The sequence below is a fragment of the Polycladomyces abyssicola genome (assembly GCF_018326425.1).
GTDB lineage: Bacteria > Bacillota > Bacilli > Thermoactinomycetales > JIR-001 > Polycladomyces > Polycladomyces abyssicola.
Window position 1 is genome coordinate 1,790,489 of sequence record NZ_AP024601.1, and the last position, 16,041, is coordinate 1,806,529.

At 52.9% G+C, this 16,041-nt stretch carries 13 protein-coding genes; 1 reads left to right on the top strand and 12 read right to left on the bottom strand.

Going from position 1 to position 16,041, the window contains the following annotated elements; all coding sequences use genetic code 11:
• Window positions 1-95: 95 nt before the first annotated feature.
• Window positions 96-1,646: an alkaline phosphatase family protein gene (locus KI215_RS08970; protein ID WP_212772421.1), complete on the top strand. Its 1,551-nt coding sequence runs from the start codon at window positions 96-98 to the stop codon at window positions 1,644-1,646.
• 195 nt (window positions 1,647-1,841) lie between these two features.
• Here the strand turns inward: KI215_RS08970 and KI215_RS08975 are convergent, their stop codons facing one another.
• From KI215_RS08975 to KI215_RS09030, 12 genes are all read right to left on the bottom strand, one after another.
• Window positions 1,842-2,777: an ABC transporter permease gene (locus KI215_RS08975; protein ID WP_212772422.1), complete on the bottom strand. Its 936-nt coding sequence runs from the start codon at window positions 2,775-2,777 to the stop codon at window positions 1,842-1,844.
• A gap of 1 nt (window position 2,778) precedes the next feature.
• Entirely contained in the window at window positions 2,779-3,846 is a 1,068-nt protein-coding gene (locus KI215_RS08980) for an ABC transporter permease (protein WP_212772423.1), read from the bottom strand.
• Window positions 3,846-5,369, bottom strand: coding sequence for an ABC transporter ATP-binding protein (locus KI215_RS08985; RefSeq protein ID WP_212772424.1), 1,524 nt, complete (start codon window positions 5,367-5,369; stop codon window positions 3,846-3,848). Before KI215_RS08985 ends, KI215_RS08980 begins: the two co-directional genes overlap by 1 nt.
• Before the next feature lie 92 nt (window positions 5,370-5,461).
• Window positions 5,462-6,466 (bottom strand): BMP family lipoprotein, encoded by a 1,005-nt coding sequence (locus KI215_RS08990; RefSeq protein WP_212772425.1) that lies wholly within the window; start codon window positions 6,464-6,466, stop codon window positions 5,462-5,464.
• A gap of 354 nt (window positions 6,467-6,820) precedes the next feature.
• Window positions 6,821-9,121: an FtsK/SpoIIIE family DNA translocase gene (locus KI215_RS08995; protein ID WP_212772426.1), complete on the bottom strand. Its 2,301-nt coding sequence runs from the start codon at window positions 9,119-9,121 to the stop codon at window positions 6,821-6,823.
• 175 nt (window positions 9,122-9,296) lie between these two features.
• Window positions 9,297-9,515 (bottom strand): YlzJ-like family protein, encoded by a 219-nt coding sequence (locus KI215_RS09000; RefSeq protein WP_212772427.1) that lies wholly within the window; start codon window positions 9,513-9,515, stop codon window positions 9,297-9,299.
• Window positions 9,512-10,186 carry a ClpP family protease gene (locus tag KI215_RS09005; RefSeq protein WP_246512298.1) on the bottom strand — a complete coding sequence of 225 codons (675 nt, stop codon included), beginning with the start codon at window positions 10,184-10,186 and terminating at the stop codon, window positions 9,512-9,514. Before KI215_RS09005 ends, KI215_RS09000 begins: the two co-directional genes overlap by 4 nt.
• A gap of 170 nt (window positions 10,187-10,356) precedes the next feature.
• The gene (locus KI215_RS09010) at window positions 10,357-10,656 is read right to left on the bottom strand and encodes a HesB/YadR/YfhF family protein (protein ID WP_212772429.1); all 300 of its coding nucleotides are present in this window, start codon (window positions 10,654-10,656) and stop codon (window positions 10,357-10,359) included.
• 216 nt (window positions 10,657-10,872) lie between these two features.
• Window positions 10,873-12,552, bottom strand: a complete 1,680-nt coding sequence (locus KI215_RS09015; protein WP_212772430.1) for a ribonuclease J — start codon at window positions 12,550-12,552, stop codon at window positions 10,873-10,875.
• Window positions 12,553-12,831: 279 nt separating this feature from the next.
• The gene (gene dapA, locus KI215_RS09020; RefSeq protein ID WP_212775139.1) at window positions 12,832-13,704 is read right to left on the bottom strand and encodes a 4-hydroxy-tetrahydrodipicolinate synthase; all 873 of its coding nucleotides are present in this window, start codon (window positions 13,702-13,704) and stop codon (window positions 12,832-12,834) included.
• Between the two features lie 13 nt (window positions 13,705-13,717).
• Window positions 13,718-14,956 (bottom strand): aspartate kinase, encoded by a 1,239-nt coding sequence (gene dapG, locus KI215_RS09025; protein ID WP_212772431.1) that lies wholly within the window; start codon window positions 14,954-14,956, stop codon window positions 13,718-13,720.
• A gap of 15 nt (window positions 14,957-14,971) precedes the next feature.
• Entirely contained in the window at window positions 14,972-16,009 is a 1,038-nt protein-coding gene (locus KI215_RS09030) for an aspartate-semialdehyde dehydrogenase (protein WP_212772432.1), read from the bottom strand.
• Window positions 16,010-16,041: the final 32 nt, after the last annotated feature.

Consider the following 16,041-nt stretch of genomic DNA (forward strand, 5'->3'; position numbering starts at 1 on the left):
TGGTCAAGAAATTCCATCCTTTACACAGATGAACGAATCCACTCGATTGGGGCCATACTATGACGGACCAACATGTTGAAGAGAGGATGGGGGAAATGAGCAAACGAGCGCTTTTGCTACTCGTCATGCTAATGATCGTCGCCATTGTGGTTCCGGCGGTGATCCCGAAACCGGCACCCTCGCCCGAACGGTCATCACATCCGAAACGAACCGTCGTGGTTTTGTTGGCGGATTCGCTCACAGCACACGCGATTGATGAAGGGATTCGTCTCAAACGCCTTCCGACCCTGTCGCGTTTGATCCGTCAAGGGCAATACAAAAAAGATATGGTCAGCGTGTTTCCCACGATGAGCGTGGTAATTGACCAATCCCTGATCACCGGTACCTATCCCGACCAGCACCGCGTTCCGGCTTTGCAATGGTACGATCCTCAGGAAGGACGGGTCATCAACTACGGCGATACGTTTTCCCACATGCGTCAGCAAGGGATCTTGCGTACCGCACGTTGGTTTCTGGACTACAATCGACGCCACCTCAATCCCCAGACAGAGACTGTTCATGAAGCGCTTCTACGTAAAGGATACCTTTCCGGTACCATCAACATGACCGCGTATCGTGGACCATTTGTTCACCCCATCCCGTTCACCGGACAAACCACCCAGGGACCCGCTTGGTTGGCACTGGGACCTTATGTTTCCCGTACGCGTCCTGACGGGGATGAAATGACGACCTTGTCACCGACACTATATCGAAACAAAGATGGACTGCGATTGCTGTCCCGCTGGCTGCGGGATCCCAACCATCCCGACCTGATTATGGTGTATCTGCCGGACACGGACAAAACGGCACATAAAATGGGTCCAAACGGATGGAAACAGGTGGCGACATTGGACAGGGAACTACAGGCGTTCATCACGTCCTTGGGTTCTTGGGATTCGGTTCTGCGTGATCATGTTTTCGTCCTGATGGGGGATAGCGGAGTCATTGCCGGAAAACAGAATGCCAAGTACCTAATAACCTTAAACAAACTGGCATCACCCTACCGGTTACTGCCGTATGGTGTCTCGACACGTGAGCGGAACGCCGATGTGGCCATCGCCTCCAACGAGCGGATGGCCGTTGTTCACCCCTTGCGGGCGGGTGTTTCGTTGGACCGTTTGATCGAGAAATACCGGCACATGCCTGGAATTGATTGGGTGATCAGGCGAAAAGGACGGGATATCCTGGTGTGGCACGGGGCTCACCAACTGCGTTTCCGTTCGAAGGGGCCATGGAGGGATTCCTACGGGCAAACTTGGCACTTGGAAGGGGATCCCCGCGTGCTGGATCTTCGATTGGACCCTCGGCGCCATCTGGTTCAATTCGGTCGATATCCCGATGCCCTGCGGCTAGTGAAAGGGGGCATTGGTGCCCAACGTGGACCATGTGTCATGTTGACCTCCCTTCCGGGATACGAATTTGAATGGGGCACTTCATCCCTGCCCAACCGCGGCAGCCACGGCGGTGCCAGCAGCCAGGAATTGCTTGCCCCTATTCTGGTGAGCGACACTTCTTTGCCCCTGCCGCGTACGCTAAGGGTGGTGGATTTGAAACAGTGGCTGATCCGGTTAGTGGAAGTGCAACACCGTCCTGACGGCTCACGCTGACGAACAAACCCGTCCTTTATCCATCTCTTTGGAGGCGTGTCTGGTGGTGACTTTCCCCGCTCGGTCCACCTGCGCCCTGCAAGGAAGCAGTTCATGGCTCCTACCCGGAGCAAAGGACGCAGGCATTCGCTTAGAGGAGGTTGTACAGCCGAGCAAGTCAACAAACCCCGTCCATTGAGGACGGGGTTTGTTGTGTTACCGGCTGTCTTTTTCATATGGTTTCCCGATCGCAGCCGGGGCTTCCGCTCTTCCGACGAAACCGGCCAATGCGAGAATCGTCAGCACGTAAGGCAGCATATTGAGCACTTCGCTCGGTACATACTGTGTCCATCCGAACAATTGACCTATCAAAGCCAATGAGACTGCGAATCCGAAGAAAAGTGCGGCGAAAAAGGCGCCAAGCGGATGCCATTTGCCGAAGATCAACGCGGCTAATGCGATGAACCCTTGTCCAGCCACAGTGGATTGGTTGAACTCACTGCCGATAGCGATAGACAACCCCGCACCGCCCAGACCGGCGAGCGCACCACTGATCATTACCGCCACATAACGCATCCGGATCACGGAAACACCAGCCGTTTCCGCCGCTTTGGGATGTTCCCCCACCGCACGCAGGCGCATCCCGAATGGCGTGTAATACAGGATAAAGTAGGAAGCAGCCACGATGACAAAAGCCAGATACGTCGTGGGAAACGCGTTAAACAACGCGGGACCAATCACCGGAATGCTGTTCAGCCCCGGAATCGGCATACGGGACAACGTTTCCTGCACCACGGGCGTTTGTGCCTCCCCGTTGTACAGGTGTTTCACCAGGTAAACAGACAAACCGAATGCCAGAAAGTTGATTGCCACACCGCTGACCACCTGATCCGCTTTAAACGTGATTGAGGCCACAGCATGCGGCAGAGCAAATAATATGCCGGCCACCATCGCTGCCAATAACCCCAGCCACGGATTGCCGGTAAAGATCGTCGTCACCGCGGCGGCGAACGCTCCGATCGTCATTAAGCCTTCCAACGCGATGTTGACCACACCGGAGCGCTCCGAATACAGCCCACCCATAGCAGCCAAGATAAGTGGGGTCGAATACAATACAGTTGTTTGCAAGACGTTGGTCAATGTGTTAAGCATGCTATGCTCCCCTCCCTTTTTTCAGCGACCGAAACCAACCCAGTATCCACCCGGACACATTGGCCGCCACGAAGAGGATGATCGCCGCAAACACGATCCGAATCACTTCAAATGGAACCTGCGCGGCAAACTGCATGTTGGTTCCTCCGTACGTCAATACCCCGAACAATACTGCCGACAAAACGACACCGATCGGCGTGTTGCCTCCCAAGAGTGCCACGGCGATGCCGTCAAAACCGATGCCGGTGAATCCCCCTTGAATGGCCAAATATCCTTGCGTGCCCAACAGCTCGCTTGCCCCCGCCAAACCAGCGAAAAATCCACTGATCATCATAGAGAGGATGATGTTACGATCCACACGCATGCCTGCATATTCGGATGCGTGCGGGTTGTAACCGACAGCGCGGAGTTCGAAGCCCAGCTTGGTCCGCCAAAGCAGGTAGTACATTACAAAGGCCATCAAAAGAGCGATGATGATGCCAAAATGAATGCGCGCTCCCCCGAACATAGCGGACAACACACTCCATTGCAGGGAGGCCGTATCGGCAATCCGGTCCGTGGAGTCGGCACCAGACGTCAGCCACGTTCGCACCAGCACATTGGACAAATACAACGCGATAAAGTTCAGCATGATTGTGGTGATTACTTCATGCACGCCGCGCTTGGCCTTCAACAGCCCAGGCAAGTATGCCCAGATCGCACCCGCCAATCCACCAGCGATCACAGCAACCAACGCGTGCACGATCGGCGGGAGATGCAGTTTCAATCCCACAATCACCGCCGCCAATTGACCCATAATGAATTGACCTTCCACTCCGATGTTGAACAAGCCGGTACGGAACGCCAGCGCTACGGCTAATCCGGTCAAAATCAGCGGAGAGATGGTTCGGATTGTCTCTCCCAAATCATACGGTTGGAACAACGCGTTTTGAAACAACGCACCGTAGGCCAGGATCGGACTGTATCCGGCGGCGATCATGGCGATGGCACCGACCAACAAGCCCAGCACCACGGAGATCAGCGATACCCAGAAGGACGATCGTCGATTGATTTTGGACATCACTTGCATCAGGCCAACACCTCCGCTTCCGTGGTACTTCCCGCCATCAGAAGTCCCAACTGTTCCTCGGTGGCCGTTTTCGGGTCCACCCATCCTACGATTTTTCCTTCATAGATCACCGCGATGCGATCGCTTAACTTCAACACTTCATCCAACTCCAACGAAATCAATAAAACAGCTTTCCCCTTGTCCCGCTGTTCCACCAATTTGCGGTGAATGAATTCAATCGCTCCGACATCCAGCCCCCGTGTGGGTTGCGCGGCGATCAACAGATCCGGGTCGCGATCCACTTCCCTGGCGATGATCGCCTTTTGTTGGTTCCCACCGGACAATGCCCGAGCTGGTGTGTACACGTCAGGAGTCCGCACATCGAATTCCTCGATCAGTCGGTTGGCGTATTGGTAAATCTCCGGATATTGCAAAGCCAATCCTTTGGAAAACGGAGATTGGTAATAAGTCTGCAACACGATGTTTTCTCCCATATCGAAGTCCAGCACCAAACCGCGTTTGTGACGGTCTTCGGGAATGTGACCCACACCCGATTCCGTAATTTTTCGCGGCCGCTCGTTGGTGATGTTTTGCCCCTTTAGCTTGATCGTGCCTGATTGAGCCCGACGCAATCCAGTAATCGCTTCGATCAGTTCGGTTTGACCATTCCCATCCACACCGGCAATCCCGATGATTTCGCCCGCGTGCACCGTCAGGTCCAACCCGTGAACCACTTCCACACCTCGCGCGTCCTTCACTGTTAGGTTTTCGATTTCCAGCACCGGTTCTTTTGCTTGGGCAGGTTTTTTGTCAATGTCAAACGAAACTTCGCGCCCCACCATGAGTGCGGCCAATTCCTTTTCGTTCGTTTCTTTCACCGGAAGGGTCCGGATTACTTTGCCGCGGCGAATTACCGTGACTGTATCGCAAATGCGCATGATTTCTTTGAGTTTGTGCGTGATGAAAATGATTGTTTTTCCTTCACGCACCAGATGATGCATGATCTCGATCAGCTCGTCGATTTCCTGGGGTGCCAACACAGCTGTCGGTTCGTCAAAAATCAGGATGTCTGCACCACGGTACAATGTTTTCAAAATCTCCACGCGTTGTTGCATCCCTACCGAGATATCGCGGATCTTCGCTTTGGGATCGACGCGAAGTCCATATCGATCGGATAGCTCCTTTACTTTTTGTTCCGCCTGACGTCGTTGAACCACGCCGCCCTTGGTCGGCTCAGCTCCGAGAATAATGTTATCCGTTACAGTGAACGGTTCCACCAGCATGAAATGTTGGTGCACCATGCCGATCCCAAGTTCGTTGGCTACTGTCGGACTGGTAATGCGAACGGGCTTTCCTTTGATAAGAATCTCGCCTTCGTCGGGCTGATACAGCCCGAATAAAATATTCATCAGCGTCGACTTGCCTGCCCCGTTTTCTCCCAACAGAGCATGAATCTCTCCCTGCTTGATGGTCAAATCGACGTGATCGTTGGCCACAATTCCCGGAAAGCGCTTCGTGATTCCGCGCATTTCCACGACATTCATGACGCTTCCCCCTTCCTTCGGCATAAGGGTAAAAAGGGCTAGCGGTCGCTAGCCCCGGATTGTTGATATCCCTTCGTACCCGATTGGTTGTATTACTGGGTGGGAACCTTAATTTCGCCTTTGATGATTTTTTGTTTGAACTCCTCAACCTTGTCCAGCACTTGTTTTGGAACGTTCTTGCTGGTGGTCGGCGCGATACCCACACCGTTTTCCTTTAGGCCTAGCTGCACTTCCTTACCACCGTCAAACTTGTTTTCTTTGATGTTTTTAATCTCGTTGAACACTGCTACATCGACGCGTTTTACCATCGAACTCAGCGTATGATCTGGTGCGAGTCGGGATTGATCCATATCGACGCCGATCGCCCAGAATTTCCCTTTCGGACGGGTTTTTACCTCATCGAACAAGCCTTTTCCTGTCGCACCGGCCGCATGGTAGATAACATCCACCCCGCCGTCAAACATGTTAGCTGCCAAGGAGCGTCCTTTTGCCGCATCCGCGAAGGTTTCCGCGTAAGCCACCTGCACGGTTGCTTTTGGATTGACGGCTTTGACGCCTGCACGATAACCGGCTTCAAATTTCTTGATCAACGGCGAAGAGATGCCGCCGATGAATCCGACCTTATTGGTTTTGGTCATCAATCCGGCGATCACGCCCATCAGGAACGATCCCTCATTTTCTTTGAAGGTGACGGCCACTACATTTTTTGGGATTTTTCCGTTCAGGTTGTGGTCGACAATGCCAAACTTTTGATTGGGAAATTGGTTGGCCACTTGCGGAATCGCCTTGTCAAACTTGAACCCGATTCCCCACGTGATGCTGCGTCCCTCCCGGGCGAACTTGGTCAGGTTGGGAACATAATCATCATCCCGCTTGGATTCCACGTAACGGATATCAGCGCCCAATTCCTTTTTGGCTTTTTCCATCCCAGCCCAAGCGGTCTGGTTGAAGGATTCGTCGTTGATACCGCCGGTGTCTGTTACCAGTCCGGCAGACAAGCCACCTTTGCCGCCCGGAGCTTTACCCGGTGCGCAGCCTACGGATGTCAACACCAATGCTGCACAGAGCAAAAGAGAGATCCACACTTTCTTTTTCATTCTTGCTCCTCCTTATTTCCATGATCGGGCTTGTAACTTACAACCAACCAAGCAGTGCGATTTCGTCCCTATTAGTACTGACCCATCACCACTTCAAACATGCGCCCCCTTGAGCTAAACCACCCGGATGGTTGAAACCGTTTACAAGCCATCCTGGATGAGCGGGGAAGGGCATATCGCCGAAAAAAAAGAAGAAGTCGGCTTATGTATCCGAAACGAGAACTTCCGTCAGGCGATACGACCTTCCCTTGAAAACCACCCGTATTGCCGCCGGGTGGTTCCTTCATTGTTATACCATGTGTGTATCCAATTTTCTACTCTTTTGTTTTCTGCCACTTTTAGACAATCCCGGTATCAACCTGAACGATTTTGCGCTTTCCACTGTTCCGGAGTCATCTTTACCTCTCGCGGTTTGCTCCCTTCATACGGCCCGACGATACCGTGACTTTCCATCATGTCGATCAAACGGGCAGCCCGTGTATAGCCGATGCGCAAGCGGCGCTGAAGAAGAGAAACTGAAGCGGTCTTGGCTTCCACCACCACTTGAACCGCTTGCGGATACAGCTCGTCGTCCACTTCTTCCTGTTCCGTCACCTCATGATCTTTCGGAATCATCGCCTCATGGTACCGTGCCTGCTGTTGTCCTTTGACGAACTGAACCACCGCTTCCACTTCCCGATCTGTCACCAATGCACCTTGCACGCGGATCGGTTTGTTGGCGCCCATCGGAAGATAAAGCATGTCCCCACGACCCAACAACTTTTCCGCTCCCCCCATGTCCAGGATCGTGCGGGAATCGGCTTGGGAGGAAACACCGAAGGCGATCCGGGAGGGAATATTGGCTTTGATGACACCGGTAATGACATCGACGGACGGACGCTGCGTGGCCAAAATCAGATGAATGCCTGCGGCTCTCGCCATCTGCGCCAGACGGCAGATCGCATCCTCCACATCGGCGGGCGCCACCATCATCAAATCAGCCAATTCGTCCACGATGACGACGATGTAGGGCAATGGAGCGGCATCTCCCAACTTTTCGTCCATTACCATCTGATTGAACCGCACGATATCCCGTGCCCCCGATTTGGCGAATAGCTCGTAACGCTTTTCCATCTCCGCGACCACTTTTTTCAGTGCAATCGCCGCCTTACGGGGATCGGTCACCACAGGAGCCAACAGATGAGGGATCCCGTTGTATACATTCAGTTCCACCATTTTGGGATCAATCATCATCAGTTTGACTTCGCTCGGTTTGGCTTTGTACAACAGACTGGTGATCATCCCGTTGATGCATACACTTTTACCCGACCCGGTCGCACCAGCCACCAACAAATGCGGCATCTTGGCCAAATCACCGACAATCGGCTCACCGGAAATGTCCCTTCCCAGGGCAATGCTCAGTTTGGAGGTCGATTCGTGATATTGCGCGCTTTCCAATACTTCACGCAGGCTGACGATCGCCACTTTCTGGTTGGGAACCTCGATCCCGACTGCCGATTTTCCCGGGATGGGCGCCTCGATCCGAATATCCTTGGCCGCAAGTGCCAATGCCAAATCGTCCGCCAAATTGACGATACGGCTCACTTTGACACCGATGTCCGGCTGGACCTCATACCGTGTCACTGACGGTCCTCGATGGATTTGCATCACTTTGGCCTTGACTCCGAAACTTTCCAATGTCGCTTCCAGCTTTTTGGCGTTGGCGGTCATATCCTGTCGTTCCCGCGCTTTCCCCGTCTTTTTTGGCTTGTCCAACAACGAATAGGCGGGCAATTGGTACGATTCAGGCGAAATCACCGGTTCTGTTTTCAACTGGACAACGATGGACTCGTTTTTGTCGGTTGTCTTGCGTGTGGAAGTTGTTCCTTGTTTCTTGGGTACAGGAGGGATTTCCGCTTCTGCTTCCGGTCCGTCCGAGTCGGCCATTGTGGTTTCCTGGGCTTTCTCGGTAAAATCATGAATCACCGGAATCTCTTCGCTCTCCTTTATGACTGCTTCAGGCTCGGTCCCTTTGACTTTTTTGTTCACTCTCTCCGTTTTCCCCAACCTCCAAACGCTGTTCAACCACTGTTTCCACATCGCCCATTTTTGCATCCATCGTGATTTGCCCAGTCGCAGCAATTGGATAAAGGAAAATCCTGTCATCAAAATCAAACCGGCCGCCGCCATCGCCACAGTAGCTAATGGTGTTCCCGAATCATCAAATAAATAATGAAATAATGCGTAGAACAGGGCGCCCACCATGCCACCCCCGATATCCGTCGGCAAGCGGGAATTCCGCTCATTCAAAATCGCTTGCCAGGTGGTGAGCAAAATTGGCCCCTCTTTTCCATGTTCGCGCAGTTGATCAAACATGCTCATATGGTTAAATACCAGGAACGCGACCAAAAACAAAACGGTTCCCGTCCACCGCGGTGTCCATTCCGACGGCCAGCGGCGCTTGATCATCACATAGACGCCCAACACGGCTGTAGCGGTCGGAATCAAGAAGTTCCAGTTACCGATCAACATCCGGCAAATGTACGTGAGCGAACGTCCCACCGCTCCAAGTCCGGCGATCGTCACCACCGACAGTGTCAGAATGAGAATCCCATAGAGTTCAAACTGAATCGCCCGCTGAATCTGTTCATTGCGTTTGGTTTTGCCTTTGGCCATGCAGATCCCCTTTTCATCTGTACGCTTAGGCTTATTCGTTCCGATGGAACTGAAATTCAAGTCGGAAAGGGCGCAAAATTACGCCTTTTCCGGGCATCCTGAGTCGGGTGATCCTTTTCCCCGGAAAAGGTCACCCTTCTCTTGCTTCGACAAATGAACGGACACTCCTTCGGAATCAGTCACCCCATTTCAGGGGAATCTGATTTCCCGGTTGAAACTTGGGATTCAAATAATCTTGGGGATTGGGGGAAAGCAGGCGTACGATACGTGCCTTGGACGGTCCGGTCCACTCGATTAGCATATGAACCCCGTTGACCTTCGTTTCTTGGTATTTTGGTTGATTTGCAGGGTCCTCAAAAACCAGTTCCAATGGCATGACAGAGTAGTGGATCATTGGAGGGGTTGCTCCTTTCGCGCACGGATCATCCGGTTCAACTCGGCCATGGCATCACCCAACCCGCCCAGCCGGTCGATCAAACCGAATTTCACTGCGTCGGTACCGACTACATTGGTACCGATATCCCTGGCCAACTCACCGGTTCGGAACATCAAATCCCGGAACAGTTCCTCGGATATATTGGAATGACGCGCAACGAACCGGATTACCCGCTCCTGCATTTTTTCCAGGTACTCAAACGTCTGGGGCACTCCGATGACTAAACCCGTCAACCTCACGGGATGAATCGTCATCGTGGCCGTCTCCGCGATGAAGCTGACATCGGCCGACACCGCGATCGGGACACCGATACTGTGACCGCCCCCCAGCACCAACGACACGGTCGGTTTGCTCATGGTGGAAATCATCTCGGCGATCGCCAATCCTGCTTCCACATCGCCCCCCACCGTATTCAATACGATGATGATACCTTCAATTTGCGGATTTTGCTCGGCTGCCACGAGTTGTGGGATGATATGTTCGTACTTGGTCGTCTTGTTTTGCGAGGGCAGTACCAAATGCCCCTCGATTTGGCCGATCACGGACAAACAATAAATGTTGGACTCCATTTGCGGCACATTGGATTGCCCCAATTGTTGAATCGCATTCATCACATTTCGCCGTTTCATTTCCTCCGCCCGTTCCGCTTCCGGTGTCGTTTGTTCCCGGTCCTGTTCCATCACGCATCCTCCTCGACAGTTTTCGTTAGTATGCGCAATGGCCACATGGGTTATCGGGTCGGAAAGAAAAAAAGGAGTAACCTCCAACTGCAATGTGGAGAGTATTCACCAAACACGCCCTAGTCCATCTGATAGACAATCCTGTCCTCTCCACGGTCATACCGGATCACCAGTTGGTCAAAATCAGGATAGTACAACAGTTCGTCATCATCGATGAAAAACATGATACCCTCTACCTCGGCAATGACACCGATCTTCCTTGGTTTCTCCAATGAAAACCGCATCGAAAAACCCGTACCCGCAAAACAATTCGACTCTTGTTCCTGATAGTGTATCAGCAATCGAACCGTATCCCCTTCTTTCAGCGACAGTTCTCGACGAAACCAATCCAGTGCCTGTGGGGTAATCTCCAATTTCATCTTTCTCACCTGCAATGCTTCAAATTCCCGACGCCGCCTACAACATAAGAGGGCGGCCTGATTTTTTTATAAATCGCTACTCGGGTGCCTTCTCCATCTTACAGTGAAACCAGGAACCTTTCCACTCTACTGGGAGGGATTCAACTCGAAGGATTGTTGCCGCCAAAAAGGATGAGAGCCGAGAGCCCTTTTCTAACAAGGGTTCTCGGCTCTAGATCACACTTCCATGATAATCGGCAAAATCATCGGCCGACGCCGCGTCCGTTCGTACAGGAATCGACTCAGGCTATCCCGGATGCTGGTTTTCAGAGAAGCCCATTCACTGACGCGGTCTTTGACACACTTTTCCATCGTCTGCGTGACGATGCGGTTGGCTTCTTCCATTAGTTGTTCCGATTCGCGCACGTAGACAAAACCGCGCGAGATGATATCGGGCCCGGACAAGATGGCCCCATTGGTTTTGCTAAGGGTGACTACAACCACTAAAATTCCATCTTGTGACAACAGTTTGCGGTCTCTTAAAACGATATTACCGACGTCTCCGACCCCCAAGCCGTCAATCAGTATATTGCCGGTGGGAATCTTCGGGCCGTAACGAGCTTTTCCATTGGATATTTCAACAGTGTCGCCATTATCGCAAATAAAGATGTTTTCCGGTTTCACTCCAACGGATTCGGCGAGTTGGGCGTGAGCCCGCAACATGCGGTACTCACCATGAATCGGGATGAAGTACTTGGGACGAATCAGATTGAGCATCAGTTTCAGATCTTCTTGGTGACCATGACCGGACACGTGAACCCCTTTTGGCGTATTGGCGTTGTACACCACATCTGCTCCGATTCGGAACAATTGGTCTACCGTACGTGCGACGAATTTCTCGTTTCCCGGAATCGGTGTGGCTGCGATGATGACGGTATCGCCTGGAAGCACTTCCACCTTCCTGTGGGAAGCGTGCGCCATGCGTGTCAGAGCGGACATCGGTTCACCCTGGCTTCCGGTGGAGATTACCGCCACCCGGTTGGCGGGCAACCGACCGATATCATCCGGATCGATCAACAAATCGGACGGAACCCGCAGATATCCGAGTTCCATACCGATATTGACGACGTTGACCATGCTCCGACCCACGACAGCCAGCTTGCGACCGTTGTTGTAGCACGCATCCACAACTTGCTGGATACGGTGGATATTGGAAGCGAATGTAGCGACGATAATCCGTTGCTTCGCTTTTCGAAACACTTCCTCGATTGATTCGCCCACGCTTTTTTCCGATCCGGTGAATCCCGGACGTTCAGCATTGGTACTGTCCGACAGCAGACACAACACACCTCTTTTTCCGATCTCCGCCATTTTGTGCAAGTCTGCCGTCTGGCCGTTTACCGGCGTCATGTCGAACTTGAAATCACCGGTGTGTACCACGATCCCCTCCGGTGTTTCCAAGCAGACGCCGACCGAGTCCGGAATGCTGTGATTGGTCCGGAAAAACGTCGCTTTCATCGAACCAAGCTTGATCTCCGAGCGGTTGTTGATCAATACTCGTTTCGTCTCGTTCAATAGATGCGCTTCCCGCAATTTGTGTTCGATCAGGCCCAAAGTCAACTTGGTTCCGAAAACCGGTACGTTCAGATAGCGTAGAATGTAAGGCAATGCGCCAATATGATCCTCGTGTCCGTGTGTAATGATTATCCCGCGTACTTTCTCACGATTTTCCAACAGATACGTGATATCCGGAATCACCACATCGATGCCGAGCATGTCTTCTTCAGGAAACATCAGTCCGGCATCGATGACGACGATATCGTCCCCGTACTGTACCACGTACATGTTTTTCCCGATTTCATCCAACCCACCGAGTGCAAAAATGGTCAATTTGCCTCGTAGGTTGTGCTTAGTCAAAAACGTAACCTCCTGTATTCAGTTGTAGCTCACCCGAAACCGCACAAGTCACTTAATGTTATTATACACGAATGGAAAACCCTCTGGCAAGAAAGGGAAGAAAAATTTGAGTCGACTTTTTGCAAACAGACAAAAGCCCCCCGAAATCGGGGACATCCCTGTTACGAACCACGTTTTTTAAGAGAGAAGGATGTTCGAGATGAAGTTATCCGGCTTTCCTCGTATTACAACAGACAGGGGCCCGTAACCGGGCCCCCCTCAACACAACATTACCGAGGCTTACAATGCCTCAACTAATGCCTTCACTTTTTCTTTTTGTTCTTCATCCAGCTCAACCAGCGGCAGCCGAACGTACGGTTCGCACAATCCTTTTAGCGACAGGGCATATTTAACCGGCACCGGATTGGGGGCCATGAACAGACCCTCAAACAGCGGCAGATACCGCGCATGCAGTTTGGCCGCGGTCTGCACATCACCCGCAAAATACGATTGCATCATTTTCTGCATACCGGAGCCGACCAAATGACTGGCTACACTGACGATCCCGTGGCCACCCACAGCCAACGTCGGCAAGGTGAGTGCGTCATCACCACTGTATACCGCTACCCCTTCAGGTACGCGGTCAGCCAATTTTCCGGCCTGGATGACACTGCCGCTTGCCTCCTTGAAAGCGACAATATTATCGATCTCGGCCAAGCGGGCCATGGTTTCCACAGTTAAATTTACTCCGGTGCGGCCCGGAATGTTGTACACCATCACCGGAAGGGATGTGGACTCAGCCACCGTCCGGAAATGCCGATACAGTCCTTCCTGGGACGGTTTGTTGTAGTACGGTGCCACCAACATGACACCGTCGACGCCCATTTGTTCGGCTTCTCGCGTCAATGCAACGGAAGCCGCCGTGTTGTTGCTGCCCGTACTGGCCATCACTTTGACTCTGCCGGCCGCATGTTGAACCGTACGGCGGAAAAGCTCCAATTTCTCGTCGTGGGAGAGGGTGGGCGATTCTCCCGTCGTTCCCGCGACGACGATCGTCTCCGTTCCTGTAGCGATCAAATGATCGATCAACGCCGACACCTTCGGCCAATCAATGGTTCCTTCCGAGGTGAACGGCGTGATCATGGCTGTCAGCAATCGACCGAATTTCACGATCTTCCCTCCCCGTTCACTCCGCCGTCTGATAGTGGATGTTGTGCAGCTCGAATTTGCGGTGCAATGCCCGAACAGCCTTCACCATATCCTCCCCGCGCACCAACACCCACAAAGTAGTATGCGAATCGGCGGACTGCAAAATTTGAATATCTTCTTCCGTCAACGCCTCCACCATCTTGGCCATCGCACCCGGCACACCGGCGATGCCAGCTCCAACCGCAGAGACCTTGGCACAATGACGGTGCAACTCCGGTTCGAAGCCGAGGGATCGGAGAATTTCTTCGGCCCGATCCGCCAATTCATCAAAAACGGTGTAGGCAACGCCGCTCGGATTGACGTTGATGAAATCGACGCTGATGCCGTTTTCGGCCATCGCCTTGAACACCTTGAGCTGAAAATCGTATTGCCCTTCCTTGGCTTTCACTTTGATCTGCGTGACATTGGGCACTTGTGTAATGCCGGTGATCAGACGATCCTGCACTTCCCCGGCCAGACGTGTCACTTCCGAGGTACTGGTGACAAGTGTCCCCGGATTGTCCGTCATCGTCGAGCGGACACGAATCGGTACGTTGGTCTGCATGGCGATTTCCACCGCACGGGGGTGAATCACCTTGGCTCCCTGGAACGCCAGATTGCACATTTCCGTATAGGTGACGGTTTCCAACGGAACCGCATCTTCCACGATCCGCGGATCAGCCGTCATGATTCCGTCCACGTCGGTGAAGATATCCACCATTTCCGCTCCCAGTGCAACACCCAGGGCGGTGGCCGTCGTATCGCTCCCGCCGCGTCCTAGCGTGGTGATTTCACCGTCTGTGGTTTTTCCTTGAAAACCGGCGACGATGACCACTTTCCCCTTCTTCAGTTCTTGGTGGATACGGCTGGGATTGATCGTGATGATTTGTGCGTTGTTATGTTGATGATTGGTAATGATTCCTGCTTGCCCACCGGTCAGTACTGTATTATCGATCCCTTCCCGGTGCAACATGCTCGACAAAGTGGTTGCGGAGATGATTTCTCCGCAACTCAGCAATAAATCGCGTTCTCTCGGTTGGAGAGAACGCCCGTTTTGGTTGATCAGATCCAACAAGGTGTCGGTCGCGTAGGGATCCCCCTTGCGTCCCATCGCCGACACGACCACGACCAGTTGATATCCTTCGTTTAACCCGTTTCGAATATGGTGAATCACCCGTTGGCGCAACTCATAGGTGGCCAACGAAGTGCCGCCAAACTTTTGTACTAAAATCTTCATGGACCGATCCCTTCTTCATGCCTTGAATGAGATCCATTTTTCCGCGATCTGTACTGCGTTGGTTGCCGCGCCCTTCAACAAGTTGTCCGCCACAACCCACAGGTTGAGCCCGCGGGGATTGGTCAAATCCCGACGAATACGGCCGACAAACACTTCCGTGCGACCCGCCACGTTGGCCGGCATCGGATAGATCTGTTGGAAAATGTCGTCTTGGACAATCACACCCGGTGCGTTCTGTAACAGCTCCCGCACTTCGTCCAGATCGTAATCGGATTTCAACTCTACGTAGACAGATTCACTATGGCCACTCAATACCGGCACGCGCACGCATGTGGCGGATACCCCGATCGTCTCATCCCCGAAAATCTTGCGGGTTTCGTTGACCATTTTCATTTCCTCAAACGTGTACCCGTTCTCCTGCGCCACGTCGCATTGCGGAATCACGTTGAACGCAATCGGATAATGCTTATCCAATTTGGCGACCGGCATCACGTTCAGCGGCATGTCGTCCCCGTTCATATAAGCGCGCGTTTGTGCCTCCAGCTCAGCCATCGCTTTGGCACCGGAGCCGGAAACGGCTTGATAGGTGGAAACGATGATCCGTTCGATTCCGTAACGGTCGTACAACGGCTTCAGCGCCACCACCATCTGTATCGTGGAACAGTTCGGGTTGGCAATAATCCCTTTGTGTTTTTTGATTTCTTCCGGGTTGACTTCCGGCACCACCAACGGTACATCCGGCTCCATGCGGAAGGCGCTCGAATTGTCCACCACCACTGCCCCGCGCTTGGCCGCCTCAGGTGCCAATTCTTTGCTGACACCGCCGCCTGCGCTGAACAAAGCAATATCCACTCCTTCAAACGCTTCCGGAGTGGCTTCCTGAACGACGATCTCCTGACCGCGGAAACGAACGGTGGTCCCGGCCGACCGCGCGGATGCCAACGGTTTCAGTTCCCCGACCGGAAAGTTTCTCTCCTCCAGGGTTTTAATCATTTGTTCTCCAACCGCACCCGTTGCGCCGACCACGGCCACCGTATACGTTTGTGCGGACATCGGCATCTCCTCCCCTGTTTCCTGTTTCGCCT

Excerpts from the sequence above, each read along its gene's own strand:
- KI215_RS08975 (WP_212772422.1), bottom strand. The coding sequence starts at position 2,777 with ATGCTTAACACATTGACCAACGTCTTGCAAACAACTGTATTGTATTCG.
- KI215_RS08980 (WP_212772423.1), bottom strand. The coding sequence starts at position 3,846 with ATGCAAGTGATGTCCAAAATCAATCGACGATCGTCCTTCTGGGTATCG.
- KI215_RS09005 (WP_246512298.1), bottom strand. The coding sequence starts at position 10,186 with ATGAAACGGCGAAATGTGATGAATGCGATTCAACAATTGGGGCAATCC.
- KI215_RS09000 (WP_212772427.1), bottom strand. The coding sequence starts at position 9,515 with ATGATCCACTACTCTGTCATGCCATTGGAACTGGTTTTTGAGGACCCT.
- KI215_RS08990 (WP_212772425.1), bottom strand. The coding sequence starts at position 6,466 with ATGAAAAAGAAAGTGTGGATCTCTCTTTTGCTCTGTGCAGCATTGGTG.
- dapG (WP_212772431.1), bottom strand. The coding sequence starts at position 14,956 with ATGAAGATTTTAGTACAAAAGTTTGGCGGCACTTCGTTGGCCACCTAT.
- KI215_RS09030 (WP_212772432.1), bottom strand. The coding sequence starts at position 16,009 with ATGTCCGCACAAACGTATACGGTGGCCGTGGTCGGCGCAACGGGTGCG.
- KI215_RS08985 (WP_212772424.1), bottom strand. The coding sequence starts at position 5,369 with ATGAATGTCGTGGAAATGCGCGGAATCACGAAGCGCTTTCCGGGAATT.
- KI215_RS08970 (WP_212772421.1), top strand. The coding sequence starts at position 96 with ATGAGCAAACGAGCGCTTTTGCTACTCGTCATGCTAATGATCGTCGCC.
- KI215_RS08995 (WP_212772426.1), bottom strand. The coding sequence starts at position 9,121 with ATGGCCAAAGGCAAAACCAAACGCAATGAACAGATTCAGCGGGCGATT.
- KI215_RS09010 (WP_212772429.1), bottom strand. The coding sequence starts at position 10,656 with ATGAAATTGGAGATTACCCCACAGGCACTGGATTGGTTTCGTCGAGAA.